Annotated in this window: 29 protein-coding genes, 2 tRNA genes and 1 pseudogene; 20 read left to right on the top strand and 12 right to left on the bottom strand. The window is 72.3% G+C overall.

Annotated elements, in window-relative coordinates:
• Positions 1-2075: PAS domain S-box protein (locus KBA23_RS08280; protein WP_290739234.1), on the bottom strand; the 2075-nt coding region annotated here is incomplete at its 3' end.
• Positions 2076-2244: 169 nt separating this feature from the next.
• Between KBA23_RS08280 and KBA23_RS08275 the strand changes: the two genes are divergently transcribed.
• A complete protein-coding gene (locus KBA23_RS08275; RefSeq protein ID WP_290739231.1) occupies positions 2245-2916 on the top strand; it encodes a response regulator transcription factor in 672 nt (223 codons plus the stop codon).
• Positions 2917-2937: 21 nt separating this feature from the next.
• On the opposite strand, the gene KBA23_RS08270 is transcribed toward KBA23_RS08275, so the two are convergent.
• Both KBA23_RS08270 and KBA23_RS08265 read right to left on the bottom strand, forming a co-directional pair.
• The gene (locus KBA23_RS08270; protein ID WP_290739229.1) at positions 2938-3090 is read right to left on the bottom strand and encodes a hypothetical protein; all 153 of its coding nucleotides are present in this window, start codon (positions 3088-3090) and stop codon (positions 2938-2940) included.
• Between the two features lie 91 nt (positions 3091-3181).
• Entirely contained in the window at positions 3182-3790 is a 609-nt protein-coding gene (locus tag KBA23_RS08265; protein WP_290739226.1) for a methyltransferase domain-containing protein, read from the bottom strand.
• A 92-nt stretch (positions 3791-3882) separates the two neighbouring features.
• Here KBA23_RS08265 and KBA23_RS08260 point away from each other — a divergent pair, with 92 nt between their 5' ends.
• The 6 genes from KBA23_RS08260 to secG all read left to right on the top strand — a co-directional run bounded on the left by KBA23_RS08260 (position 3883) and on the right by secG (position 10670).
• Positions 3883-4791 (top strand): choline kinase family protein, encoded by a 909-nt coding sequence (locus KBA23_RS08260; RefSeq protein ID WP_290739223.1) that lies wholly within the window; start codon positions 3883-3885, stop codon positions 4789-4791.
• A gap of 165 nt (positions 4792-4956) precedes the next feature.
• Positions 4957-6621, top strand: coding sequence for a Na/Pi cotransporter family protein (locus KBA23_RS08255; RefSeq protein WP_290739220.1), 1665 nt, complete (start codon positions 4957-4959; stop codon positions 6619-6621).
• 88 nt (positions 6622-6709) lie between these two features.
• Complete coding sequence (locus KBA23_RS08250) at positions 6710-8053, top strand: glutamine synthetase family protein (RefSeq protein ID WP_290739217.1); 1344 nt, start codon at positions 6710-6712, stop codon at positions 8051-8053.
• Positions 8053-9357 carry an FAD-binding oxidoreductase gene (locus KBA23_RS08245; RefSeq protein WP_290739213.1) on the top strand — a complete coding sequence of 435 codons (1305 nt, stop codon included), beginning with the start codon at positions 8053-8055 and terminating at the stop codon, positions 9355-9357. Before KBA23_RS08250 ends, KBA23_RS08245 begins: the two co-directional genes overlap by 1 nt.
• A 113-nt stretch (positions 9358-9470) precedes the next feature.
• On the top strand, positions 9471-9995 hold the full coding sequence (locus tag KBA23_RS08240; protein ID WP_290739210.1) for a hypothetical protein: 525 nt from the start codon (positions 9471-9473) through the stop codon (positions 9993-9995).
• Between the two features lie 84 nt (positions 9996-10079).
• Complete coding sequence (secG, locus tag KBA23_RS08235) at positions 10080-10670, top strand: preprotein translocase subunit SecG (RefSeq protein ID WP_290739207.1); 591 nt, start codon at positions 10080-10082, stop codon at positions 10668-10670.
• Positions 10671-10757: 87 nt separating this feature from the next.
• Here the strand turns inward: secG and proB are convergent, their stop codons facing one another.
• The 8 genes and pseudogenes from proB to KBA23_RS08195 all read right to left on the bottom strand — a co-directional run bounded on the left by proB (position 10758) and on the right by KBA23_RS08195 (position 17284).
• Positions 10758-11858: a glutamate 5-kinase gene (gene proB / locus KBA23_RS08230; protein WP_290739240.1), complete on the bottom strand. Its 1101-nt coding sequence runs from the start codon at positions 11856-11858 to the stop codon at positions 10758-10760.
• A 26-nt stretch (positions 11859-11884) separates the two neighbouring features.
• The gene (gene obgE / locus KBA23_RS08225) at positions 11885-12913 is read right to left on the bottom strand and encodes a GTPase ObgE (RefSeq protein WP_290739204.1); all 1029 of its coding nucleotides are present in this window, start codon (positions 12911-12913) and stop codon (positions 11885-11887) included.
• Entirely contained in the window at positions 12910-13449 is a 540-nt protein-coding gene (locus KBA23_RS08220) for a GNAT family N-acetyltransferase (RefSeq protein ID WP_290739201.1), read from the bottom strand. The genes obgE and KBA23_RS08220 overlap by 4 nt, the downstream gene beginning before the upstream one ends.
• Positions 13450-13543: 94 nt before the next feature.
• Complete coding sequence (gene rpmA / locus KBA23_RS08215; RefSeq protein ID WP_290739199.1) at positions 13544-13813, bottom strand: 50S ribosomal protein L27; 270 nt, start codon at positions 13811-13813, stop codon at positions 13544-13546.
• A gap of 15 nt (positions 13814-13828) precedes the next feature.
• Positions 13829-14149: pseudogene (gene rplU / locus KBA23_RS08210) on the bottom strand (50S ribosomal protein L21); the annotation flags it as partial.
• 207 nt (positions 14150-14356) lie between these two features.
• On the bottom strand, positions 14357-15556 hold the full coding sequence (locus KBA23_RS08205; protein ID WP_290739195.1) for a calcium-binding protein: 1200 nt from the start codon (positions 15554-15556) through the stop codon (positions 14357-14359).
• A 102-nt stretch (positions 15557-15658) separates the two neighbouring features.
• Positions 15659-16795 carry a helix-turn-helix transcriptional regulator gene (locus KBA23_RS08200; protein ID WP_290739192.1) on the bottom strand — a complete coding sequence of 379 codons (1137 nt, stop codon included), beginning with the start codon at positions 16793-16795 and terminating at the stop codon, positions 15659-15661.
• A gap of 33 nt (positions 16796-16828) precedes the next feature.
• The gene (locus tag KBA23_RS08195) at positions 16829-17284 is read right to left on the bottom strand and encodes a D-Ala-D-Ala carboxypeptidase family metallohydrolase (protein WP_290739190.1); all 456 of its coding nucleotides are present in this window, start codon (positions 17282-17284) and stop codon (positions 16829-16831) included.
• Between the two features lie 168 nt (positions 17285-17452).
• Here KBA23_RS08195 and rpmI point away from each other — a divergent pair, with 168 nt between their 5' ends.
• From rpmI to KBA23_RS08175, 4 genes are all read left to right on the top strand, one after another.
• Positions 17453-17653 carry a 50S ribosomal protein L35 gene (gene rpmI, locus KBA23_RS08190; protein ID WP_290739186.1) on the top strand — a complete coding sequence of 67 codons (201 nt, stop codon included), beginning with the start codon at positions 17453-17455 and terminating at the stop codon, positions 17651-17653.
• Positions 17654-17668: 15 nt separating this feature from the next.
• Positions 17669-18031: a 50S ribosomal protein L20 gene (gene rplT / locus KBA23_RS08185; protein ID WP_290739184.1), complete on the top strand. Its 363-nt coding sequence runs from the start codon at positions 17669-17671 to the stop codon at positions 18029-18031.
• Between the two features lie 89 nt (positions 18032-18120).
• Positions 18121-18195 (top strand) — tRNA-Val (locus KBA23_RS08180).
• Between the two features lie 8 nt (positions 18196-18203).
• Entirely contained in the window at positions 18204-19100 is an 897-nt protein-coding gene (locus tag KBA23_RS08175; protein WP_290739182.1) for an AEC family transporter, read from the top strand.
• On the opposite strand, the gene KBA23_RS08170 is transcribed toward KBA23_RS08175, so the two are convergent.
• Positions 19093-19698: a TetR/AcrR family transcriptional regulator gene (locus tag KBA23_RS08170; protein WP_290739179.1), complete on the bottom strand. Its 606-nt coding sequence runs from the start codon at positions 19696-19698 to the stop codon at positions 19093-19095. The genes KBA23_RS08175 and KBA23_RS08170 overlap by 8 nt on opposite strands.
• 85 nt (positions 19699-19783) lie before the next feature.
• On the opposite strand from KBA23_RS08170, the gene KBA23_RS08165 reads away from it, so the two are divergent.
• From KBA23_RS08165 to ppk2, 9 genes are all read left to right on the top strand, one after another.
• A complete protein-coding gene (locus KBA23_RS08165) occupies positions 19784-20623 on the top strand; it encodes an N-acyl homoserine lactonase family protein (RefSeq protein ID WP_290739177.1) in 840 nt (279 codons plus the stop codon).
• A gap of 46 nt (positions 20624-20669) precedes the next feature.
• Positions 20670-20745 (top strand) — tRNA-Val (locus KBA23_RS08160).
• Between the two features lie 92 nt (positions 20746-20837).
• The gene (locus KBA23_RS08155) at positions 20838-20963 is read left to right on the top strand and encodes a hypothetical protein (RefSeq protein WP_290739243.1); all 126 of its coding nucleotides are present in this window, start codon (positions 20838-20840) and stop codon (positions 20961-20963) included.
• A gap of 9 nt (positions 20964-20972) precedes the next feature.
• The gene (murA, locus tag KBA23_RS08150) at positions 20973-22247 is read left to right on the top strand and encodes a UDP-N-acetylglucosamine 1-carboxyvinyltransferase (RefSeq protein WP_290739174.1); all 1275 of its coding nucleotides are present in this window, start codon (positions 20973-20975) and stop codon (positions 22245-22247) included.
• Positions 22247-22750, top strand: a complete 504-nt coding sequence (locus tag KBA23_RS08145; RefSeq protein ID WP_290739172.1) for a DUF2948 family protein — start codon at positions 22247-22249, stop codon at positions 22748-22750. Before murA ends, KBA23_RS08145 begins: the two co-directional genes overlap by 1 nt.
• A 133-nt stretch (positions 22751-22883) precedes the next feature.
• Positions 22884-24188 (top strand): histidinol dehydrogenase, encoded by a 1305-nt coding sequence (gene hisD / locus KBA23_RS08140; RefSeq protein WP_290739170.1) that lies wholly within the window; start codon positions 22884-22886, stop codon positions 24186-24188.
• Between the two features lie 4 nt (positions 24189-24192).
• Positions 24193-24693, top strand: coding sequence for a UPF0262 family protein (locus tag KBA23_RS08135; RefSeq protein WP_290739167.1), 501 nt, complete (start codon positions 24193-24195; stop codon positions 24691-24693).
• Entirely contained in the window at positions 24690-25172 is a 483-nt protein-coding gene (locus KBA23_RS08130; protein WP_290739237.1) for a low molecular weight phosphatase family protein, read from the top strand. Before KBA23_RS08135 ends, KBA23_RS08130 begins: the two co-directional genes overlap by 4 nt.
• 86 nt (positions 25173-25258) lie before the next feature.
• Positions 25259-25969, top strand: a 711-nt coding sequence (gene ppk2 / locus KBA23_RS08125; protein WP_290739164.1) for a polyphosphate kinase 2, incomplete at its 3' end; no start/stop codon positions are given.

Below are 25969 nucleotides of genomic sequence, written 5' to 3'. Positions count from 1 at the left end.
ATGTCGATCGCGGCGGTCATCAGCGCGGGCCTGCCGCCGTAGTCGATCCGGGTCGCCGACAGGTGCGCGGTGATCCGCCCCCCCTCGGCGTGGAGCTCCGCCTCGAAGCCGGAGTCGGCGCCGGCCCGCGCCACCTCGGCCAGAAGCCGGTCGCGGTCGCCCGCGTCGACCCAGGTCGCGAGCATCGTCTCCGGCGCGGGGTCTTCCTGGCCCAGCCCCAGCTGCCGGCGCGCCGTCGCGTTGAGGAACAGCGGCCGCCCCGTGCCGATCTCGCTGATGATGACGCCCACCGGAACGCCCTCCGCGATCTGGCGGAAGCGCGCCTCGCTGGCGGCGAGGGCGTCCTCGGCGGCGCGGCGGGCCGTCAGGTCGCGCAGATAGGCGAGGAACAGCGGTCCGCCGTCGCGGTCGGCGCGCACGATGACGAGTTCGATCGGGAACGTCGCGCCGTCCGCGCGCATCGCCTCGAGCTCGACCCTGCGCCCGAGCAGACGGGCCTCGCCGGTGGCGAGGTGGCGCTCGAATCCCGCGAGGTGCGCCGCGCGCAGGTGCGGCGGAATGATGAGGTCGGCCATGCGCTGGCCCAGCACTTCGCCGCGGGCATAGCCGAAGGTGCGTTCGGCGGCGGCGTTGAACTCCACGATCACGCCGGTCGCGTCGATGCCGACGTAGCAGTCGAGCGCCGCCTCCAGCGCCGCCTGCCGCAGCCGCTCGGCCGAATCGCGATCGGCCTCGGCACGCTTGCGGTCGTCGATGACCCGGCCGACGCACTGGACTTCCAGGAGGTTCCCCCCGGCGTCGAAGATGCCGGTGTCCGTCCAGGCCTCCCAGTGGACCTCGCCGTTCATCTGCACGGAACGCACCTCGATGGCGTGGGTCGGGTTGTCCGGGGTGATGCGGGCGAGATGCTCGCGGAAGGCGGCGCGGTCGGAGGGGTGGATGGTGTCGGCGTCGCTGATGCCGAGCGCGTTCGTCTCCTCCGCGGTCATGCCCCAGTACCGCACCGATGCGGGGTTCATGAAGGTCCAGCGTCCCTTCGGGTCGACGCGGATGATGAGTTCGGTCTGTGCGTCCACGACCGCGCGATAGCGCGCCTCGCTCTCGGCGAGCGCGCGGGCCTGCGCGCGCGTCGCGGTGACGTCGCGCTTCACCGCGACATAGTGGCTGATGACGCCGTCCGGCCCGCGCAGCGGCGAGATCGTGGTGTCCTGCTCGATCAGCCGTCCGTCGCGGTGGCGGTTGACGATCGTGCCCTGCCAGGTCCCGCCGCCCTCGAGCCGCGCCAGCATGTCCGCGAAGAACTCGGGCGGATGCACGCCGCTAGCCAGCACGTCCTGCGGCTGGCGCCCGATCGCCTCCTCGGACCGCCAGCCGGTCAGGGTCTCGAAGGCATGGTTCACGTAGGTGAAGACGTGCGCCGCGTCGGTGATCTCGACCGGTTCGCCGACCTGCTCGATCGCCGTGGCGAGCAGGCGCAGCTCGCCGTCGCGGCGGCGCTCCTGCGTGACGTCCTGGGTGAGCAGCACGCGCCCGCCGTCCGGCGTGCGGCTCTCGCGGATGCGCAGCCAGCGCCCGTCGGCCAGGCGCTGGGCGTGGTCGCTGCGGTCGAGCGCGCGCATGGCGAGGCGCTTCTCGGGGAAGTCCGGCCCCATGTCGGGATGGTAGACCGGTCCGGACGCGATCCCGGCGCGCAGGATGTCCTCGAAGCGGCGCCCGGCGGCGAGGTGCGGCCGCATCGACGGCGTGAGGTGCTCGGGATAGCGCGCGTTCCACAGGACGATCCGCTCGGCGGCGTCGTAGACCGCGAGCCCGTCGGGCAGCGCGTCGATCGCCGCGCGCAGCCGGAACTCGACGCGGCGCATCCGTGCGAGGTCGCGGGCGTTCAGCCACAGCGCCGCCCCCGCCGCCGCCGCGGTCGCCGCCAGCACGGCCGCGTAGGGCAGGGCGGCCCCGGTTTCGGCCGCGTAGCGGAGTCCCATCCCTGCGGCGAACGTGGCGAGGAGCGCCGTCGCGATCACCGCGGGGCGCGCAGCCGCGCGCTTCGCGACCGCGGCGCCGTCGTCCTCTGCCGTCATCCCAGCCTCCGCACCCGCCACGCCAGCCCCCGCCGGACGCTCCAGTTGCGGATCGCCCGGATCGCCCGTCAAGCGCCGGCGCCGCCCGCATCCGATCCCGGCCCCGTTTCAGGATATTGCCCGGCGCCGCGGCATTTGTTTCATTCGTCGCAGCCGGGAGGGGCGAGGCATGGCGCGCATCATCGTGGTCGACGACGAACCGGACATCCGCGCGCTGCTCGCGGACTACCTCGGCGGGCGCGGGCATTCGGTGCGGACGGCCGGCGACGCCACGCGGCTCGAGGCCCTGCTCGCGGCGGATGGGCAGGTGGATCTCCTCGTGCTCGACGTCGGCCTGCCCGGGCGGGACGGGCTCGACGTCGCCCGGGATCTGCGCGCCCGGCTCGACCCCGGCATCGTCATGCTCACCGCGGCGGGCGGCGCGATCGACCGCATCGTCGGGCTCGAGGTCGGCGCCGACGACTACCTCGCCAAGCCCTTCGAGCCGGCCGAGCTCGCGGCGCGGATCGATGCCGTGCTCCGGCGCCGCCGCCCGCCAGCGGGCACGCCCTTCGGCCGCTATGCGCTCGACCTGCGGGAGTTCCGCCTGCGCGACGCGACGGGGGCGCCCGTGGAGCTCAGCCCGATGGAGGTCGATCTCGTGGCCGCGTTCGCGACCAATCCCGGCCGCGTCCTGTCGCGCGAGGTGCTGATGCAGCTCGCGCCCCCGCGCGACGACGACAGCAACGACCGCAGCATCGACCACCGCGTCGTGCGCCTGCGCCGCAAGCTCGAGGACGATCCGGACTTCCCCCAGCTCATCAAGACCGTGCGCGGCGCGGGCTACGTCTTCCCGGGCTGACCGGACCGTCCCCGGCGGGGGTCAGACTTGCGAGATGCGCGACAGGATGTCGTCGCGCCGCAGGCCGATGTCGGCGAGGCGGTGGTCGGCGAGGCCGAGCAGGGCCTCGTGCTCGCGGCGGAGCCGGGCGCGGCGGCGGCGCTGGCGCAGCGCCTCGGCGAGGGTGGTCAGCATGGTCGTGTCTCCTTGCGTACCGTCGTTCGGGATGGCGGGGAGACTGCGGCCTCGCTGTTTCAGCTGGAGGCGCGCCGGTGGGCGGCCTGTTTCAATCGTCGCGCACGCGCAGCGCCAGCGCGCGGGACGGCGCCTGGTCGTCGCTGCCGGGCATCGAGTGGTAGGGCGGGGTCTCGTCGAGCACCTCGAGCCCGAGCGCGGCGATCCGTGCGACGAAAGCGGGCCAGACCGTCTCCTTGACCGTCAGCACGATCGCGCCGCCCGGCCGGACCACGCGGGCAAGCTCGTCCAGCCCTTCGGCCCCGACATGGCCGGTGGTGAAGACTCCGGTGGCGATCGCCGCGGCGTAGGCGCCGTCGGCGAAAGGCAGCGGCCCGCCGAGCGCGGCGCGGTGCAGCGCGCGGTAGCAGCCCTTGCGCCGGGCCACCGCCAGCATTCCCTCCGAGAGGTCGAGCGCGTCGGCGACCGGGAAGCCCACGAGCCCGAGCCATTCGCCGACGAGCCCGGTCCCCGCGCCGGCGTCGAGCACCGGCGCCGCCCCGCGCGGGGCGTGGCGGGCGAGAAGCGCGAGCCCGATCGCGGGGTGGCGATAGCCGAACCGCCGCATGTCGGCCTCGTAGGCTTCGGCCCAGTCGTCGTAGGTGCGCGAGATCTCCTCGGCGCTGGCCGCGCCATAGACGGCGTCGAGCTTTTCGGACATCGGCCTCTTTCCTCGCGCTCGTTCCTCCGCCCGTCGCCGCTCGGTTGACGCGGCGCGAGCCATCATACTCTCTGGCGGCACAGGAGGACCAGATGGAGCCAGCCGAAGCCCTCGCCCGCATCCCGGGCCGCGAATCCCTCGCCGGCGCGCCGGCGCTTCGCCTCGGCGGCCTGACGAATCGCGTCTACCGGATGGGCGAGGGGCCGGACGTTGTCGTGCTGCGCCTGCCGGGCGCGGGGACGGAGGCCTATATCGACCGCGCCGCCGAGGCGGCGAACGCCCGCGCCGCCGCCGCGGCGGGCGTCTCTCCCGAGGTGCTGCATTTCGGCGCGGACGGGGTGATGCTCACCGCCTTCATCCCCGACGCGGCGACGATGACGCCGGCGCTCTTCGCGGCGCGCCCCGGCGCGGTGGAGCGGGCGGCGCGCGCCTTCCGGCGCCTGCACACCACGGCGGCGCCCTTCGCCGGGCGCTTCGAGCTTTTCGCGATGATCGACGACTACCTCGGCCATCTCGAGCGGCTCGGCGCGACGCTGCCCGAGGGCTATCACGACGTCGTCGCCGAGGCGGGGCCGGTGCGCGCCGCACTCGCCGCCAGCCCGGTCCCGCTCGCGCCCTGCCACTGCGACCCGCTGTGCGAGAACTTCCTCGACGCCGGCGAGCGGATGTGGATCGTCGACTGGGAATATTCCGGCAACAACGATCCCCTGTGGGATCTCGGCGACCTGTCGGTCGAGGGGGAGTTCGACCCCGACATGGACGCGCGGCTGATCGCCGCCTATTTCGACCGGCCCCCCACGGCGGCCGAGGCCGGGCGGATGACGATCCACAAGGCGATGTGCGACCTGCTCTGGACGCTCTGGGGGCTGATCCAGCATGCGAACGGCAATCCGGCCGATGATTTCTGGGCCTACAGCCTCGGCCGCCTGCGCCGCTGCCGCGCCCTGATGGCCGACCCGGCCTTCGGGCGCGCCGTGGCCGCGGTGGCGGGACGCCCGTAGCCGAAGCCGCGGCCGCCGCCCGCGACGCTCGCCGCGGGCGGCCCCTTGCCGCTGCCGTCGCGCGGGTCAATGTTACATTTCCATGACGTTCGCCCCGCGCCCTCGCCATTCCACCGCCGCGCCGCGGCTGCGCCCCGCCTTCGCCCTCCCGCGGGGCGCCCGGCGATGAGCGGATCCGTCGTCCTGCTCAACCTCGCCGGGGCGGTGGCGCTGCTGCTCTACGCGACGCGGATGGTGCGCACCGGGGTGGAACGGGCTTACGGCGAGGTGCTGCGGCTCAGGCTGCGGCGGGCGATGGACCGGCCGGCGATGGCCGTCCTCGTCGGGGCGGGCCTCGCCCTCCTGACCCAGAGCTCCACCGCGGTGACGCTGCTCGTCGCCTCCTTCGCCGGCTCGGGCGCGGTCGGGAGCCTCGGCGGCCAGCTCGCCGTTCGCGGCGCCGAGGTCGGCTCGGCGCTCGCCGCCAAGGTGCTGACCTTCGATCTGTCGCTGCTCGTGCCGGTGGCGCTGGCCGCCGGCACCACGCTCTTCATGGTGACCGAGCGGCGGGCCTTCCGGCAGGTCGGGCGAATCCTCGTCGGCATCGGCCTCCTGCTCCTGTCCCTCGAGATGATCGGCGCCGCCTCCGAGCCGCTGCGCGACAGCCCGGCGGCGCCGGGCGTCGCCGCCTGGCTCGCCGGCGACCCGGCGACGGCCTATCTGATTGCGGCCGTGGCGACCTGGCTGTTCCATTCCTCGATCGCGGCGATCCTGCTGCTGGCGACGCTCGCGTCGCGCGGCCTCGTCGGGCCGGATCTCGGGATCGTGATGGTACTCGGGGTCAACCTCGGCAGCTCGGTGATCGCGCCGATGCTCACCCGCGCCATGCCTCCGGCGGCGCGGGTCGTGCCGATCGGAAACCTGCTGATGCGCGGGCTCGGGTCGCTGGCGATGCTCGGGCTGTTCCTCGCCGTCCACCCGGCGCTGGGTTTCCTCGGGGAGCCCGCGGCGCGGATCGCCAACGCGCATCTCGCCTTCAACCTCGCCATCCTCGTTCTCGGCCTGCCGCTGTCGCGCGTGGTCCTGGCGGCCTCGTCGTGGCTGGTCGCGCTCTCCGCGCCGCCGGGGCCGCGCGATGGGCTGGCGATGGCGGAGGTCTCCGCGCTCGACGAGGCGGCGATCGGCCGTCCTTCGCAGGCGCTCGCCAACGCCACCCGCGAGGTGGTGCGGACCTGCGAGATCGTCGAGGTGATGTTGCGCGGCATCATCGACCTCTACGCCGACGCCGATCCCGAGCGCGTCCGCGCGCTGGCGGCGCTCGACGATCGGCTGGACGGCCGCCACGCCGCGATCAAGCTCTACCTGGCCAAGCTCGACCCGGCCGTCCTGAGCGAGGCCGAGACGCGGCGACGGCAGGAATTGCTGGAGGCCTGCATCAAGCTCGAGCAGGTGGGCGACATCGTGGTGGGCAACATGCTGGCCCATGTGCAGAAGAAGATGCGCCGCGGGCTCGAGTTCACCGACGACGGCTGGGACGAGCTGGTGCGGTTCCACGCCGCGGTGCTCGCCACGGCGCACATGGCCTTCAACGTGCTCGTGTCGCGCGACCTCGAGACGGCGCGGCAGATCGTCGAGGAGAAGGACCGGCTGCGCGACCTCGAGAAGGCCAGCAGCAGCAGCCATTTCGACCGGCTGAGCGAAGGCGCGGTGCGCAGCCTCGAGACCAGCACGATCCATCTCGACACCATCCGCGACCTCAAGCAGATCAACTCCCTGCTCGCGTCGATCGCCTATCCGGTGCTCGAGGAACGCGGGCTCCTGCGCGGCTCGCGCCTGCGCGCCTCCCGTTGAGCTTCGCGCCAGCGCCGTCACACGCGCCGCCACACGTGCAAGATCGGCTCCGCTTCGCTAGAGAGGGGCCGAAACGAGGGGAATTCCGATGGTCGACATCGAGGCCTGGCTGAGCGAGCGGCCGGAGATAGAGAGCGTGTTCGCCTGCGTCTGCGACCTGAACGGGCAGCTGCGCGGCAAGCGCCTGCCGGTGGCGAGCGCGCGCAGGCTCGGGCCGGGCGGGCTGCGGATGCCGCTCTCGCTGATGAACGTCGACATCTGGGGAGAGGACATCGAGAACAGCGGCCTCGTCTTCGAGACCGGCGATTCGGACGGGGTCTGCGAGCCGACCGGCCGCGACCCGCTCGACATCAGCTGGACGAGCAAGCCCTCGGGCCTCGTGCAGTACTGGATGAACGACGAGCACGGCCGGCCCTTCGAGGGCGATCCGCGCCGGGCGCTGGCGGCGGTGGTGGAGCGCTACCGCGCCCGCGGCCTGACTCCGGTCGTCGCGGTGGAACTGGAATTCTACCTCGTCGACCCGACCGACACGACGCCGCAGCCGCCGCGCTCGCCGCTCTCCGGCAAGCGGCTCGACTCCGACGGGGTGCTGTCGCTCGACGAGCTCCACCACTTCGACGCGCTCCTCAACGACATCTACGCCGCCTGCGCCATCGAGGGCATCCCGGCCGACGCGGCGATCTCGGAGAACGGCGCCGGCCAGTTCGAGATCAACATGATGCACGTCCCCGACGCGCTGCGCGCCGCCGACGACGCGGTGCATTTCAAGAGCCTCGTGCGCGGCATCGCCCGACAGCACGGGCTCGCCGGGAGCTTCATGGCCAAGCCCTACGGGTTCCGCGCCGGCAGCGGGATGCACGTGCATTTCTCGCTGGTGGACGCGACGGGCCGCAACGTCTTCGACGACGGCGGCGACGCCGGCACGCCCGTCCTCGGCCATGCCGTCGCGGGGCTGCTCGCCACCATGCAGGAATGCGCGCTCACCTTCGCGCCCCACGAGAATTCGTACCGCCGCCTGCGCCCCGGCGCGCACGCGCCCACCACGGTCGCCTGGGGCTACGAGAACCGGACGGTCTCCATCCGCGTCCCGGGCGGCAACCCCAGGGCGCGCCGCATCGAGCATCGCGTCGCCGGCGCGGACGCCAATCCCTACCTCGTGCTCGCCTCGATCCTCGGCGGGGCGCTGATCGGCGTCGAGCAGGAGCTGCCGCCGCCGGAGCCGATCACCGGCAACGCCTACGCCCAGGATCTGCCGCAGCTGCCGCCGGACTGGGCCTCGGCGCTCGACGCCTTCGAGGACGGGCCGCACATCCCCCACATCTTCTCCCGCCGGTTGCAGCGGATGCTGCTCGAATGCAAGCGCCAGGAGCTGCGCCGCTTCTCCGAGAACGTGACCGACTTCGAGTACCACAGCTATCTGGAGGTGGTGTGATGGCGCTCGCGCCCTATCCCGGCGACGGCCGCTATCCGGGCAGCTACTACGCCGCCTCGGCCAATCCCGCGCCGGAACGGCCGCCGCTCGAGGGCGATCGCGAGATCGACGTCTGCGTCCTCGGCGCCGGCTATGCCGGGCTCTCGACGGCGCTGCATCTGGCCGAGAAGGGCTACCAGGTCGCCATCGTCGAGGGCGCGCGCGTCGGCTGGGGCGCCTCGGGGCGGAACGGCGGACAGATCGTCAACGGCTTCAACGCGAGCCTCCAGACCATCGAGCGCCGCTACGGCCGCGCCGCCGCGACCTTCGTCGCCGGGCTCGTGCAGGAGGGCGGCGAGATCATCCGCGCCCGGGTGCGCGACTACGACATCAGGTGCGACCTGAAGAACGACAACGTCTTCGTCGCGCTGACCGAGGCCCACATGCGCGACCTGCGCGAGCGCATCGCCGTCTGGGAGAGCTTCGGCATCCGCAACCAGGAGCTGCTCGACCGCAATCGCCTGCGCGACTACGTCCGCTCCGATCTCTATGTCGGCGGCGTGGTCGACCGGACCGGCGGCCACATGCATCCGCTGAACCTCGCCCTCGGCGAGGCGGCGGCGTTCGAGACGAACGGTGGCACGATACACGAGCATTCGCCGGTGATCGCCGCCGACATCGCCGCGGCGAAGCCGGTGATCCGCACGGCGAAGGGCTCGATGACCTGCCGGGTCCTCGTCCTGTGCGGCAACGCCTATCTCGGGACCGTCGTGCCGGAGCTCGCGCCGCGGGTCATGCCGGTCTCGACGCAGGTCATGGCGACCAAGCCGCTCGGCGAGGAGCTCGCCGCCTCGCTGCTGCCGGGCGACGCCTGCATCGAGGACGTGCGCTGGATCCTCGACTACTACCGCCTCTCCGCCGACAGGCGGCTCTTGTTCGGCGGCGGGACTGTCTACGGCGGCACGGACCCGAAGGACATCGTGGCGAAGCTGCGGCCCAACCTCGACAAGGTGTTCCCGCAGCTCCGGGGCGTGCAGATCGACTATGCTTGGAGCGGCAACTTCGCCCTCTCCTTCACCCGCGTCCCGCAGATCGGCCGGCTGAACGCCAACGTCTACTTCGCCCAGGGCGACAGCGGGCACGGCGTGACCGGAACGCACGCCTTCGGGCGGATGCTGGCCGAGGCGGTGGACGGCGACCTGTCGCGCTTCGACGCCTTCGCCGCGATGCCCTGGCGGCCGTTCCCGGGCGGGCAGGCGTTCCGGGTGCCCTACTCGGTGGTCGGCTCGTGGTGGTACGGACTGCGGGACCGGCTCGGCGTCTGAAGCGCCCGAAGCGGCCCGGCCGACCGCACTTCCCGTTCGTCGCGCGTGCGACGGCGCTTGATCGCCGCCGGTCGAGCCAGCATGGTCCGGAAGAGACAAACGGGCGGTGGACGATGCAGATCGAATCGAGCGGCAGGACGGGCCACGACTGGCGGCGGATATTCGATGGGGTGATCGCCGCGGCGATGATCCTCGCCGCCTTCACCGCGATCGGCGCGAGCGACGTATCCTTCGCCGCGTCGCAGCCCTACTGGCTGGCGCTGGCCGTCGCCTACGGCCTCGCCACGGCGGCGATCGAATGGGTGCACCGCCGCGGCGACTTCAGCATCGCCCGCCTCGCGCCGCGCTGGGCGCTGCACTGGATCGGCGTCCTCGCCGCGCTGGAGGCCGTGTTCGTGTTCATCGACGCCGGGCGCTTCGCCGGCGCCGGGGTGGGGCTGATGAACGGGGCGATCCTTGCGCTGGGGACGTTCCTCGCCGGCGTGCATGGAAACTGGCGGCTGATCGTCATCGGCGTCGCGGTCGGGATCGCTGCCATGCTGGTGGCGCTGGTCGAGCAGTATGTCTGGCTCCTGCTCGGACTCGGCGCGATCGCCGTGGCCGTGGTCGTCGCGGTGGCGCACCTGCGGCGAGGGTGAGCCGCGGCGGGCGCTTCCGCCATCGACAAACCCCGCCCGGCCCGGTAATGAGCCGCCGGTCACCGGAAAGGCTCCCCCGTCGCGATGCAGACAGTCGTCCTCACCATCCACCTCCTGCTCGCGCTCGCGCTCATCGGGGTCGTTCTCCTGCAACGCTCCGAGGGCGGCGGCCTCGGCATGGGCGGCGGGGGCGGCGTCATGTCCGGCCGCGCCGCCGCGACCGCGCTCTCCAAGATGACGTGGATCATCGGCGTGGCCTTCGTCATCACCAGCCTCGCGCTCACCGTCATCGCGGCGCGCGAAACCGGCGGGTCGTCGGTGCTCGACCGGCTCGGGGTGGGAACCCCGGCCGAGGCGCCGGCGGGCGCGACCCCGGACCTCGGCGCCGACCTCCTGCCTCCGGGGATGGCCGACGCGCCCGCAACCCCGCCGTCCAGCGACGCCCCGGCGACGCCGCCGGTTCCCGTCGCGCCGGCCGCGACGCCGCCGGCTCCCGCCGCCCCTGCGGCGACGGACACGGCTCCCGCCGCCCCGGCGGCGACGGACACGGCTCCCGCCACGCCGGTCGAGCCGGCTGCCGTCGCTCCGGCGGTCCCGCAGGCCCCGGATGCGACGGAAGCGCCCGCCGCCCCGCCCGCGCCTGCGGCCGGGACGCCCGCGCCTTCCTCGAACTGACGCGCTCCGGCCACGGGGGGCTTCCCCCTCGCCGGTCAGGCTCGCGAACGACCGGGTTCCAGCGGCCGACCTCGGCCCGCGCGGCGCTCAGAGCGCCATGTCGTCGCGGTGGACCAGCGCGGCGCGGCCGGGATGGCCGAGCAGGGCGGCGATGCGGTCGGAGCGGTGGCCCATGATGATGCGGGCCTCGCCGGCGTCATAGCCGGCGAGCGCGCGGGCGGCGACGGCGCCGTCGGGTCCGACGATCTCCACCGGGTCGCCGCGCGAGAAACCGCCCTCGATGGCGGTGACGCCGGCGGGCAGCAGCGACTTGCCGCGGGCGAGCGCGCCAACGGCGCCGGCGTCGACGACGATGCGGCCGCGCGGCTTCATGCCGGAGATCCAGCGCTTGCGGGCGGCGCGGGGATCGCCGTCGGCGGCGAACCAGGTGCAGGGCGCGCCTTCGGCCAGCGCGCGGAGCGGCCGCGGCCGGTCGCCCTCGACGATCGCCATGGCGCAGCCGGCGCGGGTGGCGGCGCGCGCCGCCATCAGCTTGGTCCTCATGCCGCCCTTGGAGAGCGCCGAGCCGACGCCGCCGGCCATCGCCTCGATCGCCGGGGTGATCTTCTCCACCCGGTCGAGGCGGCGGGCGGACGGATCGACGCGCGGATCGGCGGTGTAGAGCCCGTCGACGTCGGAGAGCAGCACCAGCACGTCGCCGCCCGCCATCGCGGCGACCTGCGCCGCCAGCCGGTCGTTGTCGCCGTAGCGGATCTCGTCGGTCGCAACCGTGTCGTTCTCGTTGACGATCGGCACGACGCCGAGATCGAGCAGCGTCTCGAAGGTGCGCCGCGAGTTTAGGTAGCGGCGGCGGTTCTCGCTGTCCTCGAGCGTCAGCAGGACCTGCGCCGTGGTGATCCCGAGCGGCGCGAGCACGCTCTCGTAGGCCTGCGCCAGCCGGATCTGCCCGACGGCGGCGGCGGCCTGGCTCTGCTCAAGCGTCAGCGCGCCGGCGGACAGCCCGAGCGCGCGCCGGCCGAGCGCGATCGAGCCGGACGAGACGACCACCACCGCCTTGCCGCGGCGGCGCAGGTCGGCGACGTCGGCGGCGAGGCCCTCCAGCCACTCCATGCGCGGCCGGCCGGTCGCCTCCGCGACGATGAGCGCCGAGCCGATCTTGACGACCACGCGGCGGGCGCGGTCGAGAATCGCGGCCGATCCCGCCCCGGCCCCGCTCACGGCCGCCACGGCCCCTCCGGGATCGCATCCTCCGCGCGCGTCGCGTCGATGCGGGCCCGGAGCGCGCGCAGCATGTCCTGCACCCCCTGTCCCGTCGCGCCGGACAGCGGCAGCACGTCCGTCGCCCCGGCCTTGCGCAGCGCCTTCACCGCCTTCTCCACCGCCCTGGCGTCTAGGGCGTCGATCTTGTTGAGGCCGGTCAGCCGCGGCTTCGCGGCGAGGCCCTGGCCATAGGCCTCCAGCTCGGCGCAGATCACCCGGTAGTCCTCGACCAGCGTCGCGGAAGTGCCGTCGACGAGATGCAGCAGCACCGCGCAGCGCTCGACATGGCCGAGGAAGGCGTCGCCGAGGCCGCGCCCCTCGCTCGCGCCCTCGATCAGGCCGGGAATGTCGGCGACCACGAACTCCCGGCCGTCCACGGCCACGACGCCGAGGCCCGGATGCAGCGTGGTGAACGGATAGTCGGCGATCTTTGGCCGGGCATTGGAGACGGCGGCGAGAAAGGTCGACTTGCCGGCGTTCGGCAACCCGACCAGGCCTGCGTCGGCGATCAGCTTCAGCCGCAGCCAGACCGTGCGCTCGACGCCCTCCTGACCGGGATTGGCATGGCGCGGGGCCTGGTTGGTCGAGGTCTTGAAGCGCAGGTTGCCCCAGCCGCCGTTGCCGCCCTGCGCCAGCAGCACCCGCTCGCCGGGGCGGGTCAGGTCGGCGATCAGCGTCTCGCCGTCTTCCTCGAGGATCTGGGTGCCGACCGGCACGCGCAGCACGATGTCGTCGGCGCTCTTGCCGGTGCGCTGCTTGCCAGCGCCGGGCTGGCCGTTCCGGGCGAAGAAATGCTGCTGGTAGCGGTAGTCGATCAGCGTGTTCAGCCCGTCGACGGCCTCGGCCCAGACGTCGCCGCCCTTGCCGCCGTCGCCGCCGTCGGGCCCGCCGAACTCGATGAACTTCTCGCGCCGGAAACTGACGCAGCCGCGCCCGCCGGAGCCGGAGCGCAGCTCGACACGGGCATGGTCGAGGAACTTCATCCGAGATCCAGCCGATAGCGGAAGGTCGGAACCATGGCGCCGCGCGCCACCGAATGCCCCTCGCCCTCGCCCTCCCAGGCGAAGCCCGCCCGCGTCAGCACCTTCGCCGAGGCGAGGTTGTCCTGAAACACCTCCGCCGTCAGCGCGCGCCAGCCGTCGCCGGCCGCGAAGGCGATGAGCCCCTCCACCGCCTCGCTGGCGTAGCCGACGTTCCAGAACGCCGGCGCCACCCAGTAGCCGATCGCCGCCACGCCGTCGCCCGCCGGCTCGAGCCCGATCGTGCCGATCAGCCCGTTTCCGCCGCCTTCCCCGGCGTCGATCGCCCAGCACCGCTCCGTGGCGCCGGGAGCGGTCACCCGCTCGATGAAGGCCTCGGCCGCGCCGGGCGGATAGGGGTGCGGGATCAGCGCCGTCGCCGCGGCGACGCGCCGGTCGCCGGCATGGAGCGCGATCAGCGCGGCGTCGCGCGGCCGCAGCGGCCGCAGCCGCAGGCGGGCGGTGACGATATCGGGCTGGTGATGGGCGGCGGTCGCCATGACTGGCCTGCGCAAAGGGGGGATGGACGGCCGGAAAACGCGAACGGCCGGCGAAACCGCCGGCCCCTCGATCATTCCCCCGCCTGCGGGTCGGCTATTCGGCCGCCTCGGCCGCGGCGACGACGGAGACGAAGGTCCGCCCCTTCAGCCCGCTGTGGAACTGCACCCGGCCCTCGGACACCGCAAAGATGGTGTGGTCGCGGCCGAGCCCGACTCCCGCGCCCGGCCAGAACTTGGTGCCGCGCTGGCGCACCAGGATGTTGCCCGGGATCACCGCCTCGCCGCCGAACTTCTTCACGCCGAGCCGCCGGCCCGCGCTGTCGCGGCCGTTCCGGGACGAGCCGCCTGCCTTCTTGTGAGCCATGACGCCCTCTCCTTAATTCGCGCCGCCGGCGACGATCTCGACGACCTTCACCCGCGTCAGCTGCTGGCGATGGCCGCGCCTGCGCTGCGACGAATGCTTGCGCCGCCGCTTCACGAACGAGATCACCTTCGGCCCCTTGGTCTGCTCGAGCACCTCGGCCCGAACGCTGGCGCCGGCCACGAGCGGCGCGCCGACCGTGATCGTGTCGCCGCCGACGAGCAGAACCTCGCCGAACTCCACCGTCTCGCCGGGCTCTCCCGCGAGCTTCTCCACGAGGAAGATATCGTCCTTGGCGACCTTGTATTGCTTGCCGCCGGTCTTCACCACCGCGTACATCCGCGTTTTCCTTCTTCGTCCCCGCGTCCTTCGGCCCCGGCCCTGCCGGCGTTGCCGCGGGGATGGCCCCCGCGCCTGCGGACTGCGCGCTTTGGAACAGCACATTGCCGCCGGAACCACGGGCCCCGGCGGAAGGCCGCTGTATCGCCAGATCCCCCGCGCCTGTCAAGCGCGGGGATGCAGGTTCGGGGCAGGGGACGCCCGCGCTCAGGTGAGCAGATAGCCGTCGTGCAGCGACAGGTCGGCGCCCCCGACCGTGAGGAAGTAGTCGTTCACATCCGGCGTGTCGTCGCCGAACCCGTCGTCGTTGTGGTCGATCTGGAGCACGGTGCTGATGCTGCCGTTGACAGGGCTCGTCTCCTGATAGACGCGGAAATCGACGCCACCGCGAACTGCGGCGCCGAAGCGGATTTCGTCGATCCCCTCCTCGAAGGCGTTGAACAGCACCCGGTCCCGGAAGGCGCCGAGGTCGTCCTTGGTCACCCGGATCACGTCGCGGGCGCCGTCGGTCGGCTGGCTGGGGTTCGACTGGAAGAACTCCACGTCGGGGTTGATAATGTCGCTCCCCGATCCGCTGACCAACACGTCGCACCCGACGCCGCCGTCGATGAAGTCGTCGCCGGCGCCGCCATCGACGTAGTCGTTGCCCGCCTCGCCCACGACGTATCCGTCGTCGCCGCCACGCGCGAAAATCCGGTCGTCGCCATCGCCGCCGGCGAACCGGAAGTCCTCGAAATCGGTGCCCAGCAGGCAGTCATCCCCTTCGTCGCCGTGGGCGCCGTACTGAAAGTCGCCGGTGGCGCGCCCGATCAGCATATCGTCGCCCTCGCCGCCGTGCGCGAACCCGCCGATCAGCAGGTCGTCGCCGGCGCCGCCATAGAAATCGTCAAAACCGCCGCCGCCGATCATCACATCCCGGCGCGAGGTCCCGAAGACGCCGATGACGCTGCTGAAGCCCGGGGCCCCGAACGCGTCGCTCTCGGCGAAATAGTCGGTTCCGCCGAACCCGTCCCGCGCGCTGCCGACGATCGCCACAGTCCGGACCTCGCCGTCGGCGTCGGTAAAGGTGCGGCTGCCCCGGTACGTCATGTCGACGAAGACGCCCCGGTGCGCGCCGCTGTAGTCGGCGTAGGCGTTGACGAAGATCTCCGGAGAGGGGCCGACCCCGTAGAGGTCGTCGCCGCGCGTGCCGAGGAAGAAGTCGTACACCTCACCGCCGCCGCCGAACAGCGTGTCCTTCCCCGCCGTGCCCTTGAAGGTGACGCTGTCGAACGCGTTGGCGTCCCAGTTCGGAATGTAGGTTCCGGGCGGAATCTGGACGTTGCGCCCGGGAACGAGATGGTCGGTCACGACCGCGCCTTCGGTCGCCAACCACTCGAGATACTCACGGCTGTTGTTGATCGACATGCAGTTGCCCCTCCGATCGCCAGGTCGGTGGAATCCGGCCTGCGGGCGTCGAGAGGAGCGCCGAATCGCGGCGCGACGCGTCCACCGTTTGGTGGATGCGCGTCAGCCGATTGGCAGCGTGAACGAGGCGAGGAGCGCCACGAGGTCGGCCTGGCGATGCGTCCCGGTCTTGTCGAACAGGCGCAGCAGGTGGGTGTGGAGGGTGGAGCGGGCGATGCCAAGCGCGGCGGCGGCCTCTTCGGGCGTGCGGCCGGCGCCGACCGCCTCCAGAACCCGCGCCTCGGCGGGGGTGAGGTCGAAGAGCGCCGCCACGGCGGCGAGCGGCGGCGGCGGCGGCGCGGCTGCGGGCGCCACGAAGATCGCCGCCGCCGCGCCGCCCATCCGGCTCGCCGCGCCGAGCGGCAGCACGTGCAGCACCAGCGCCTCCCCGTCCGCGCGCCGCGCCGGAACTCCGAGGCCGCGCCGGCCGATATGCTCCCGCTCCGCGGCGACGGCCACCGCGAGCGCCGCCGCGAGGCCGCCCGGCGCCGAGACCCGGCCATGGCGCACGCCCAAGGGATCGCCCGTCCTGAGCAGCGTCTCGCCGGCGCGGTTGGCGTGCACGAGCCCGAGGTCGGGGCCGACCAGCAGGACCGCCACCGAGAGCGTATCGAGCACGGCGTGATAGGCCGCCCGTTCGACCAGGCGCGCCTCGAGCAGCTGGCTGACCACCAGCGCGCGCCTGAGATGGGGAACCAGCAGCCGGGCAAGCTCGACCTCGGCCTCGCGGATCGGGCCGTCGTCGACATGCCGGTTGAAGCTGACGACGCTGAACGAGGTGCGCTCGCGCGAGAGCAGGATCGACAGGTTGTCGAAGAAGCCGAGCGGCAGGCATTGCTCCCGGACGAAGCGCGAGCCGGCGGCGTCGGGATTGATCTCGCTCCGCACCAGCGGCGTCTCCAGCGGCAGGCGCGCCAGCGTCCCGGGCGGCCCCCAGGCTTCCACGGAGGCCTGGCCGGTGTCGAGCATGGCGCGGCGCTGTTCCGCGGTGATGCCCGTGGTGATGTCGAGGAGCGCCCGGACGCCGGCGTCGAGCGTGCCGCCCTGCGGCGCGACCACGAGGATGAGGCTCGACATGCGGAACTGCATCTCCGCGCCCAGCGCCGCCAGCACCTCCGGCCAGCGCGAGGGATCGAGCGCGCAATCGTAGATCGCGCCGACGAAGTCGGAAAACGCGGCAGCCGAAACCGGCTGGTTCACCTCACCCTCGCCAGTTGCCGGCCCCAATGGCGCTCATTTTCCAGAGGGCTCAAGTCCCTTGTGGACCGGCGATCCGGGCCCGCCGGGCTGGCGCATGACCATCTGCCGCATCGCCGGCGCAAAAGAGATGTGCACGCAGCGGTTCTTCTCGTAGATGAGCTGGTCCCATTTCAGGCCGCTGTCGCGGATGCGTTTGGCGGCATTGAGGTCGGTTTGCTCGGCCACGTGAAAGTCGGCCGCGTGGCCCAGCGCATGGGCCGAGTTGGGCACGCCGCCGACCGCCGCGTTGACCACGGGATTGCGGTATCCGCTGGTGATCTCGATGCGTTGGTCGAAAAGGGCGCGCACCTTCTCCATCTGTTCCGCGAGGGCTTGGATGTTTTGCAGGTGTTCTTGGGTTGGCGTGTTCTTCACCCCCATCGAAAGCGCCTTGCTCGACAGGGTGAACTCCTCCAGCAGAAAGTGGGGGGTCAATCGTGTCTCGGTCATCTATGGCTCCAACGGTTGAAATGCCCGCATCCTACCACGCGCACGGCGTCCCGCGAAGCGGCTTGCGCCGCGCCCGCCCCCGCTGTATAGGCCCCGCTCCACTCCGACGCGCCCGGCTGGTACGGGCTGCCGTGGCGCGTCCCGAACGATCTCCAGAGGAGAACCGAAATGCCCAAGATGAAGACCAAGGCAAGCGCCAAGAAGCGCTTCAAGGTCACGGCGACCGGTCGGGTCGTCGCCATGCAGGCCGGCAAGCGGCACGGCATGATCAAGCGGTCGAACAAGTTCATCCGCAACGCGCGGGGAACGACGATTCTCTCGGCTCCGGACGAGAAGATCGTCAAGACCTACATGCCCTACGACCGCTGATAGGGAGGAACCGACATGTCCCGCGTCACCGCCGGCCCGGCGAGCCATGCCCGCCACCGCAAGATCATCAAGCAGGCCAAGGGCTACTACGGCGCCCGGTCCACCAACTACCGCACCGCCAAGCAGGCGGTCGACAAGGCGCTGCAATACGCCACCCGCGACCGCAAGGTCCGCAAGCGCCAGTTCCGCGCCCTCTGGATCCAGCGCATCAACGCCGCCGTCCGCGAACACGACGCCAGCCTGACCTATTCGCGCTTCGTCAACGGCCTCGACCGGGCCGGGATCGAGGTCGACCGCAAGGTGCTCGCCGACCTCGCCGTGCGCGAGCCGGCCGCCTTCGCCGCGATCGTCGACCAGGCCAGGGCCGCGCTGGCCTGAGGCCCCGCGCCCCGGCGGCCCGCCGCCGGCAAGCCTCCCGCCTCGGCCCCTTGCGGGCCGGCGGGAACGGGTCTAGGAGACCCGCTCGGGGGCGATTAGCTCAGCGGTAGAGCGCTTCGTTCACATCGAAGATGCCGGGGGTTCGAATCCCTCATCGCCCACCACACTCCCCATGAGCCCCATCCTCGCCACGCTTCTGCCCGACGCCCTGGTGATGGCGCTCGGCCGCGCGATGCGGGCCCACGTGCCTCCGGCGGGATGGGAGGCGGTCGACTGGCTGAACTTCCGGATCCTGTTTCCGGCGCTCATCTTCCAGGCGGCGGCCAGCGGGGCGCCGGGCCTCGGCGATGCCGCCGTCGTGGGCGGCGGGGTCTGGGCGATCCTCGGGCTCGGGCTGGCGCTCGGCTGGCTCGCCCGCCCGCTGGGGCCGCGGAGCTTCCTCGACTTCGCCGGGGTCTGGCAGACGGCGTGGCGGTTCAACAGCGCGCTCGGGCTCGTCGCGGTGCTGGCGCTGCCGGCGGCGTCGCATGGGCTGATGCCGATCGCCATCGGCTTCGCCGTGCCGCTGGCCAATGTCCTCGCCGTGGTGGCGCTGTCGCGGGGCGGCGCGCTCGGGCCGCTCCGCACGCTGCGGATGGTGGCTCTGAACCCGTTCTTCCTCGCCAGCACGCTCGGCCTTGCCTGCGCGGCGACCGGCTTCGTGCTGCCCGACCTGCTCGCCTCGGCGCTGGCGCGGCTCGCGGCGGCGGCGATCCCGCTGGCGCTGCTCTCGATCGGGGCGGCGCTGGACTGGCGGGCGCTGGCGCGGCTGGACCCGTTCCTCGGGGCGGTCTGCGCGATCAAGCTGGTGGCGCTGCCGGCCGCGACCCTTGTCGCGGCCCGGCTGTTCGGGGCGCCGCCGGAGGCCGCCGCGGCGCTCGTCGTCTTCGCGGCGCTCCCCACGGCGTCGGGTTCGCATGTGCTCGCCTCGGTGTTCGGAGCGGACCGCGGCCTTGCCGCGCTCGCCATCGCGCAGATGACGCTCCTCGGCTGCGCCACGCTGCCGCTCTGGATCGCCGCGGTCAGCTAGGCCCGGCCGGGCGGAGGAGCCCGGCGAGCCCGGATTCGAGCGCGCCCGGCGCGGCCTCGCCGAGCACGGCGACCTGTGCGACATGGCCGAGGCAGAGCGCGAGCACGACCCGCGCCGCATCGGCGGGCGCCGTGCCGGGCGCGAGCAGGCCCGCGTCGCGCCACACCGCCGCAACCGATGTCAACGCCGCGAGGAAGCCCGCGTAGGCGGGGGCCATCGCCGCGCGCACGCCCGGGTCGCGCTGCGCCTCGGCCCAGCCGAGCACGGCGATGCGGCGGATGTCCGCCCCGCCCGCCGAGGCGCGGTCGATCGCGGCCGTGAGCGCGCCCGCCAGTTCGGCCGGCGCGGGAGGCGGCCGGCGCGCGAGGATCGGCGCGACGAGCGCTCCGATTCCTTCGAGCCCGCCGGCGATCGCCGCGAGGATCAGCGCCTCCTTCGAGGCGAAGTAGCCGTAGACCGCGCCCGCCGACAGGCCGGAGGCGCGGATGATGTCGTCCATGGTGGTGAGATGCAGCCCCCGCTCCTGGAAGCAGGACCGGGCGGCGTCGAGAATCTGCGCCCGCCTCTCGGCCCGGCGCGCGTCGGTGATCCGTGGCATGGTTCGGGCATAAACAGAACGATCGTTCTTTACAAGCGTCCGCGATTCGACATATAGAACGATCGTTCCTTTTATGGAGACGACGATGATCCGGGTTACGGCGATCGAGACCGGCAAGGCGCGGATGAAGACCGCCCAGCGCACCGCGCGCGAGGGTCGCGGCGCGTTCGGGCGCAAGATCGACATCTTCCGCGACCGGGAATGGACGGAGCCGCTGCCGATCCTCGCCTTCCTGGTCGAGCACCCCGAAGGCCGCTTTCTCGTCGACACGGGCGACACATGGCGCAACTCGGTCCCGGGCTACCTGCCGCGCTGGAACCCGTTCTTCACCCGCGAGGTCGAGATCAAGGTCGCGCCGCACGAGGAGATCGGGCCGCGCCTCCTCGCGCTCGGGATCGACCCGGCGCGCGACATCGACGCGGTGATCCTCACGCATTTCCACCACGACCACACCGGCGGCCTCGATCACTTCCCGAACGCGCGGATCATCGGCCCGCGCCTGGCCTACGACGCGGCGCGCGGCCTCGGCGGTCGGCTCGCCGGCTGCCTGCCGCAGCGCTGGCCGATCTGGCTGCGGCCCGAACTCGTCGACATGGACGGGCCGGCGCTGGGGCCGTTCCCGGCCTCGCACCCCGTGACCGCCGACGGGCGCGTCGCCCTCGTCCCGACGCCGGGACACTCCCCCGGCCACGCATCGGTCGTCGTGCTCGACGACGACGTCGCCTACTTCCTCGCCGGCGACGCCACCTACGACCTCGACAACCTTCGAAACGGACGGACGGACGGCGTGACCAACGCGCCCGCGGAGGCCGCGCGCAGTCTCGCCGCCATCCGCGACTTCGCCCTCGGCCGGCCGACGATCGTGCTGCCGGCGCATGACCCGGACGGTCCGGCCCGGCTGGCGGCCCGCACGCTCTACGCCTGACGCCGGGCTTGCCGCCGGGCGCCCCCGGCGGTAGGAGGCGGGCGGCGGGCGATTAGCTCAGCTGGTAGAGCGCCTCGTTTACACCGAGGATGTCGGCGGTTCGAGTCCGTCATCGCCCACCATTGCCCGCGGGGGCGTTCTGGACCGCACCGTCGGGCTGGGCTAGACAGGCGCCATGCGCGCGCCGCCCGAACCGGCCAAGGCTCAACGCCCCGTGACGGGGAAGGCGAAGGCCGACCGGCTGGCGGAGGCGCTGCGCGCCAATCTCGCCCGGCGGAAGGCGCAGAAGCGCAAGCGCGCGGCGGCCGGGGACACGGCCGGCGGCGACCGGGAGAAGTAGCGAGGGTATATGGACAGCATTCTGGTCCGCGGCGGGCAACGGCTCACCGGGCGCATTCCGATCTCCGGCGCCAAGAACGCCTGCCTCGCGCTGATGCCGGCGGCGCTGCTGACCGAGGAGCCGCTGACGCTGACGAACGCGCCGCGGCTCTCGGACATCCGCACCATGGCCCAGCTCCTCGAGAGCCTCGGCTGCGAGGTGGCGAGCCTGCAGGCCGGACGCGTGCTGGTGATGGGCGCGGAAGGCATATCCAACCACGTCGCGGACTACGACATCGTGCGCAAGATGCGCGCCTCCATCCTCGTGCTCGGGCCGATGCTGGCGCGTGACGGCCATGCGGTCGTGTCGCTGCCGGGCGGTTGCGCCATCGGGGCGCGTCCCGTCGACCTGCACCTGATGGGCCTCGAGCGGCTCGGGGCCACGCTGGACCTGCGCGACGGCTACGTTCATGCGAGCGCGCCGAACGGGTTGCGCGGCGGGCTCGTCGAATTCCCCATGGTCTCGGTCGGCGCGACGGAGAACCTGCTGATGGCCGCGACGCTGGCCAAGGGCACGACGGTGCTGCGCAACGCGGCGCGCGAGCCGGAGATCGCCGACCTCGCCCGCTGCCTGCGCGCCATGGGCGCCCAAATCGAGGGCGAGGGCACGGAGACCATCGAGATCGAGGGCGTCGACCGGCTGCACGGCGCGACCCATCCCGTGGTCGCCGACCGGATCGAACTCGGCACCTACATGCTCGCGCCGGCGCTCGCCGGCGGCGAGGTGGAGATGGTCGGCGGCAGGCGCGAGCTGGTCGCCGCCTTCGCCGACAAGCTCGAGGCCGCCGGGATCGAGGTGGAGGACACGGCCGATGGCGTGAAGGTCTCCCGCCAGAACGGCGGCATCGCGGCGGTGGACGTCGAGACGGCGCCCTTCCCGGGCTTTCCGACCGACCTGCAGGCGCAGATGATGGCGCTGCTGACGCTGGCCGACGGGGTGAGCCGGCTCGAGGAGCGCATCTTCGAGAACCGCTTCATGCACGCGCCGGAACTCATCCGGATGGGCGCGCATATCGAGGTGCATGGCGGCGTCGCGACCGTGACCGGCGTGGAGCGGCTTCGCGGCGCGCCGGTGATGGCGACCGACCTGAGGGCGAGCGTCAGCCTGATCCTTGCCGGGCTCGCCGCGGAGGGCGAGACCCGGGTGGCGCGGGTCTATCATCTCGACCGTGGCTACGAGCGGCTGGAAGACAAGCTCTCCGCCTGCGGCGCCCAGATCGAGCGCGTCTCCGAGCGGGCGGCCTGATGGCGGAGGAAAGCCGCGGCCAGGGCGAGGACGCGCGCTTCGAGGATGGCGCCGAACGCCCGCTGCGGTTGGCTGCGGAGACGGCGGAGGACCTCGGGGTGCTCTCCGCGCTCGTGCAGGATGCGCTTGCCGGTGTCGGCGACGTCGCCTGGACGCCGAAGCGGCGGAAGCTGACGGTCCTGCTGCGCCGCTTCCGCTGGGAGGACGCGCCGGCCGCCCGACGGCAGGGACGACCCTACGAGCGGGTGCAATCGATCCTGACGATCGCCGACGCCCTGCGGGTCCGCGCGTCGGGCGTCGATCCGGCCGACCACGACACCGCGATCTCGGTGCTCTCCATCGGCTTCGAGCCGAGCGAGGACGGCGCGGGCGTGGTGCGGCTGATCCTCGCCGGCGACGGCGAGATCGCGGTCGACGTGGAATGCCTCGACGTCGCGCTCGTCGACGTGAGCCAACCCTATCTCGCCCAGGCGAGCCGCCCCCCGTCGCACGACGAGACATGACGCTGCGTGACATGCCCGGTCTGAGGCCGGGTTCCGCGCGAAGCGTGATCGGCCGGCAGCAAGCGGGGTCCGGCGTGGCCGAGGCTTGAGGCGTCCGGCGGCGGAGGGTATGTCGCCGGGACGGAGGGCGCGGATGCCGGTTGTTCTTTCCACCAACGAGGCGGATTTCGAGAGACGCTTCGCCGCGCTGCTCGCGGCCAAGCGCGAGGCCGACGCCGACGTGGACGCCGCGGTGGCGGACATCCTCGCGGACGTGGCCTCGCGCGGGGACGCCGCCGTCATCGAGCGGACGGCGCGCTGGGACCGGCTGGAGCTGACCCCCGGAACGCTCGCGTTCTCGGCCGACGAGATCGACGCGGCCTGCGTCTCGGTCGCCCCGGAGGACCGGGCGGCGCTCGAACTGGCCGCCGCGCGGATCGAGGCCTATCACCGGCGGCAGATCCCCGAGGACGCCCGCTGGACCGACGAGACGGGGGCGGAACTCGGCTGGCGCTGGACGGCGGTGGGATCGGCGGGGCTCTACGTGCCGGGCGGGCTCGCCTCCTATCCGTCCTCGGTGCTGATGAACGCCGTCCCGGCGCGGGTCGCCGGCGTGCCGCGCGTCGTCGTCGCGGCGCCCACGCCGGGGGGCATGGTCAACCCGCTGGTCCTGCTGGCGGCCCGGCTCGCCGGGGTGGAGACGGTCTACCGGATCGGCGGGGCGCAGGCGATCGCGGCGCTCGCCTTCGGGACGGAGACGATCGCCCCGGTCGACAAGATCGTCGGCCCGGGCAACGCCTGGGTGGCGGCGGCCAAGCGGCGGGTGTTCGGGCGCGTCGGCATCGACATGATCGCCGGGCCCTCGGAGATTCTCGTGATCGCCGACGCCGACAACGACCCCGACTGGATCGCCCTCGACATGCTGAGCCAGGCCGAGCACGACCCGGCGGCGCAGGCGCTGCTCGTCACCGACGACGCCGGCTTCGGCGACCGGGTGGCGGCGGCGATCGAGGCGCGGCTCGCGACGCTGGCGCGGCGCGAGGTGGCGGGGGCGAGCTGGCGCGACTACGGCGCGGTGATCGTCGTCGCCGACTGGGACGAGGCGGCGCGGCTGACCGACCGGATCGCGCCCGAGCACCTGGAGATCTGCACGTCGGACGCCGAGGCGGTGGCGGGGCGCATCCGCAACGCCGGCGCGATCTTCCTCGGGGCGCTGACGCCGGAGGCGATCGGCGACTATGTCGGCGGGCCGAACCACGTGCTGCCGACCGCGCGCTCGGCGCGGTTCTCGTCCGGGCTCTCGGTGCTCGATTTCATGAAGCGCACCACGATCGCGCGGATGACGCCGGCGGCGCTCGCGGCGATCGGACCGGCGGCGGAGCGGCTGGCGCGGTCGGAGGGGCTCGAGGCGCACGGGCTTTCGGTCAGGGCGCGGCTCGACCGGTTGAACGAGGGGTAAGGCAATGGCGGACGAGGAAAAGCCGGCGGCGCGGCTGATCGCGGTGACGCTCGACGAGACCGGCCTCGCGCCGGCGACGCCCGAGATCGAGCAGGAGCGACGGGTGGCGATCTTCGACCTGATCGAGAACAACGCCTTCGGCCTGCCCGGACGCGAAGGCCGCCAGCCGCCGCCCGGCCCCTACCGGCTGAAGCTCGCCATCCGCGAGCGCCGGCTCGTCTTCGACGTCGAGACCGAGGCGGGCGAGAAGGCCGGCGAGGTCCACCTGTCGCTCTCCCCCTTCAACCAGGTGGTGAAGGACTACTTCCAGATCTGCGAGGCCTATTTCGACGCGGTCAAGCGCCTGCCGCCGGCGCAGATCGAGGCGATCGACATGGGCCGGCGCGGCATTCACAACGAGGGCTCGCGCATCCTGATCGAGCGGCTGGAGGGCAAGGTCGACACCGACATGGCGACGGCGCGGCGGCTGTTCACCCTGCTCTGCGTGCTGCACTTCAAGGGCTGAGCGTGACCCAACCGACCTCGGTCCTCTTCTGCTGCGACTACAACGCGGTGCGCTCGCCCATGGCCGAGGGCATGATGAAGAAGTACTACGGCAAACGCATCTACGTGCAGTCGGCCGGGGTGAAGAACGAACTCGACGTCGACGGGTTCTCCGTCGCGGTTGCGGCCGAGATCGGCGTGCCGATCGAGAAGCACCGGGTGCGCAGCTTCCACCAGATGGAGGAATGGGGCGACCGGATCGACGCCTACGACCTCATCGTCGCGCTGTCGCCGGCCGCGATGCGGCAGGCGCAGGAATACACCCGCTACCACGCGATCGACGTGGAGTACTGGCCGACCTTCGACCCGACCGGCCTCGGCGAGAGCCGCGAGGCCAAGCTCGCCGCCTATCGCCAGACCCGCGACCAGATCGACAAGCGCATCCGCGAGAGGTTCGGCCCGCCGGACGAGGAGGAGGAGAAGGGGGAGGAAGCGCCCTAGCCAGTCCTCGGAGGCGTCACGAAAGCTTCACTTCCTCGCGGCGATGGCGCTGATATTCAACGGCGGTCGCGACAGGGGGACGCAGGATGGCGGACGACGACCGGGGGCTCGACTGGCTCGAGGCGGAGCTCGCCGACACGCTCGACGAGGACTACGAGCTCGAACTCTCCGAGCCGGCGCTGTCGATGGAGATCCGCAGGATCTACAAGCGGAGCCATCCGCCCTCGATCGAGCGGGCGGTCTATTTCCGCGAACTCCTGCGGATGCAGTCGGAACTCATCAAGCTGCAAAGCTGGGTGAGCTACACCAGGGAAAAGATCGTCGTCCTGTTCGAGGGTCGGGATTCGGCCGGCAAGGGCGGCGTGATCAAGCGGATCACCCAGCGGCTGAACCCGCGCATCGCCCGCGTGGTGGCGCTCCCCGCCCCGTCCGACCGCGAAAAGACCCAGTGGTACTTCCAGCGCTACGTGCCGCACCTGCCGGCGGGGGGAGAGATCGTGCTCTTCGACCGCTCGTGGTACAACCGCGCCGGGGTCGAGCGGGTGATGGGCTTTGCCTCCGAAGACGAGGTCGAGCAGTTCTTTCGCGACGTGCCGGAATTCGAGCGGATGCTGGTCCGCTCGGGCATAAGGCTGGTGAAATACTGGTTCTCGATCACCGACGAGGAGCAGCAGCTGCGCTTCCTGATGCGCATCCACGACCCGATGAAGCAATGGAAGCTCTCGCCGATGGATCTGCAAAGCCGGGTGCGCTGGGAGGCCTACACCAAGGCCAAGGAGGAGATGCTCGCCCGCACC

Source organism: Amaricoccus sp., assembly GCF_017995835.1.
Taxonomy (GTDB): Bacteria; Pseudomonadota; Alphaproteobacteria; order Rhodobacterales; family Rhodobacteraceae; genus Amaricoccus.
This window is presented reverse-complemented; position numbering and strand designations above follow the sequence as displayed.

Excerpts from the sequence above, each read along its gene's own strand:
- KBA23_RS08275 (WP_290739231.1), top strand. The coding sequence starts at position 2,245 with ATGGCGCGCATCATCGTGGTCGACGACGAACCGGACATCCGCGCGCTG.
- KBA23_RS08270 (WP_290739229.1), bottom strand. The coding sequence starts at position 3,090 with ATGCTGACCACCCTCGCCGAGGCGCTGCGCCAGCGCCGCCGCCGCGCC.
- KBA23_RS08265 (WP_290739226.1), bottom strand. The coding sequence starts at position 3,790 with ATGTCCGAAAAGCTCGACGCCGTCTATGGCGCGGCCAGCGCCGAGGAG.
- KBA23_RS08260 (WP_290739223.1), top strand. The coding sequence starts at position 3,883 with ATGGAGCCAGCCGAAGCCCTCGCCCGCATCCCGGGCCGCGAATCCCTC.
- KBA23_RS08255 (WP_290739220.1), top strand. The coding sequence starts at position 4,957 with ATGAGCGGATCCGTCGTCCTGCTCAACCTCGCCGGGGCGGTGGCGCTG.
- KBA23_RS08250 (WP_290739217.1), top strand. The coding sequence starts at position 6,710 with ATGGTCGACATCGAGGCCTGGCTGAGCGAGCGGCCGGAGATAGAGAGC.
- KBA23_RS08245 (WP_290739213.1), top strand. The coding sequence starts at position 8,053 with ATGGCGCTCGCGCCCTATCCCGGCGACGGCCGCTATCCGGGCAGCTAC.
- KBA23_RS08240 (WP_290739210.1), top strand. The coding sequence starts at position 9,471 with ATGCAGATCGAATCGAGCGGCAGGACGGGCCACGACTGGCGGCGGATA.
- secG (WP_290739207.1), top strand. The coding sequence starts at position 10,080 with ATGCAGACAGTCGTCCTCACCATCCACCTCCTGCTCGCGCTCGCGCTC.
- obgE (WP_290739204.1), bottom strand. The coding sequence starts at position 12,913 with ATGAAGTTCCTCGACCATGCCCGTGTCGAGCTGCGCTCCGGCTCCGGC.
- KBA23_RS08220 (WP_290739201.1), bottom strand. The coding sequence starts at position 13,449 with ATGGCGACCGCCGCCCATCACCAGCCCGATATCGTCACCGCCCGCCTG.
- rpmA (WP_290739199.1), bottom strand. The coding sequence starts at position 13,813 with ATGGCTCACAAGAAGGCAGGCGGCTCGTCCCGGAACGGCCGCGACAGC.
- KBA23_RS08205 (WP_290739195.1), bottom strand. The coding sequence starts at position 15,556 with ATGTCGATCAACAACAGCCGTGAGTATCTCGAGTGGTTGGCGACCGAA.
- KBA23_RS08195 (WP_290739190.1), bottom strand. The coding sequence starts at position 17,284 with ATGACCGAGACACGATTGACCCCCCACTTTCTGCTGGAGGAGTTCACC.
- rpmI (WP_290739186.1), top strand. The coding sequence starts at position 17,453 with ATGCCCAAGATGAAGACCAAGGCAAGCGCCAAGAAGCGCTTCAAGGTC.
- rplT (WP_290739184.1), top strand. The coding sequence starts at position 17,669 with ATGTCCCGCGTCACCGCCGGCCCGGCGAGCCATGCCCGCCACCGCAAG.
- KBA23_RS08175 (WP_290739182.1), top strand. The coding sequence starts at position 18,204 with ATGAGCCCCATCCTCGCCACGCTTCTGCCCGACGCCCTGGTGATGGCG.
- KBA23_RS08170 (WP_290739179.1), bottom strand. The coding sequence starts at position 19,698 with ATGCCACGGATCACCGACGCGCGCCGGGCCGAGAGGCGGGCGCAGATT.
- KBA23_RS08165 (WP_290739177.1), top strand. The coding sequence starts at position 19,784 with ATGATCCGGGTTACGGCGATCGAGACCGGCAAGGCGCGGATGAAGACC.
- murA (WP_290739174.1), top strand. The coding sequence starts at position 20,973 with ATGGACAGCATTCTGGTCCGCGGCGGGCAACGGCTCACCGGGCGCATT.
- KBA23_RS08145 (WP_290739172.1), top strand. The coding sequence starts at position 22,247 with ATGGCGGAGGAAAGCCGCGGCCAGGGCGAGGACGCGCGCTTCGAGGAT.
- hisD (WP_290739170.1), top strand. The coding sequence starts at position 22,884 with ATGCCGGTTGTTCTTTCCACCAACGAGGCGGATTTCGAGAGACGCTTC.
- KBA23_RS08135 (WP_290739167.1), top strand. The coding sequence starts at position 24,193 with ATGGCGGACGAGGAAAAGCCGGCGGCGCGGCTGATCGCGGTGACGCTC.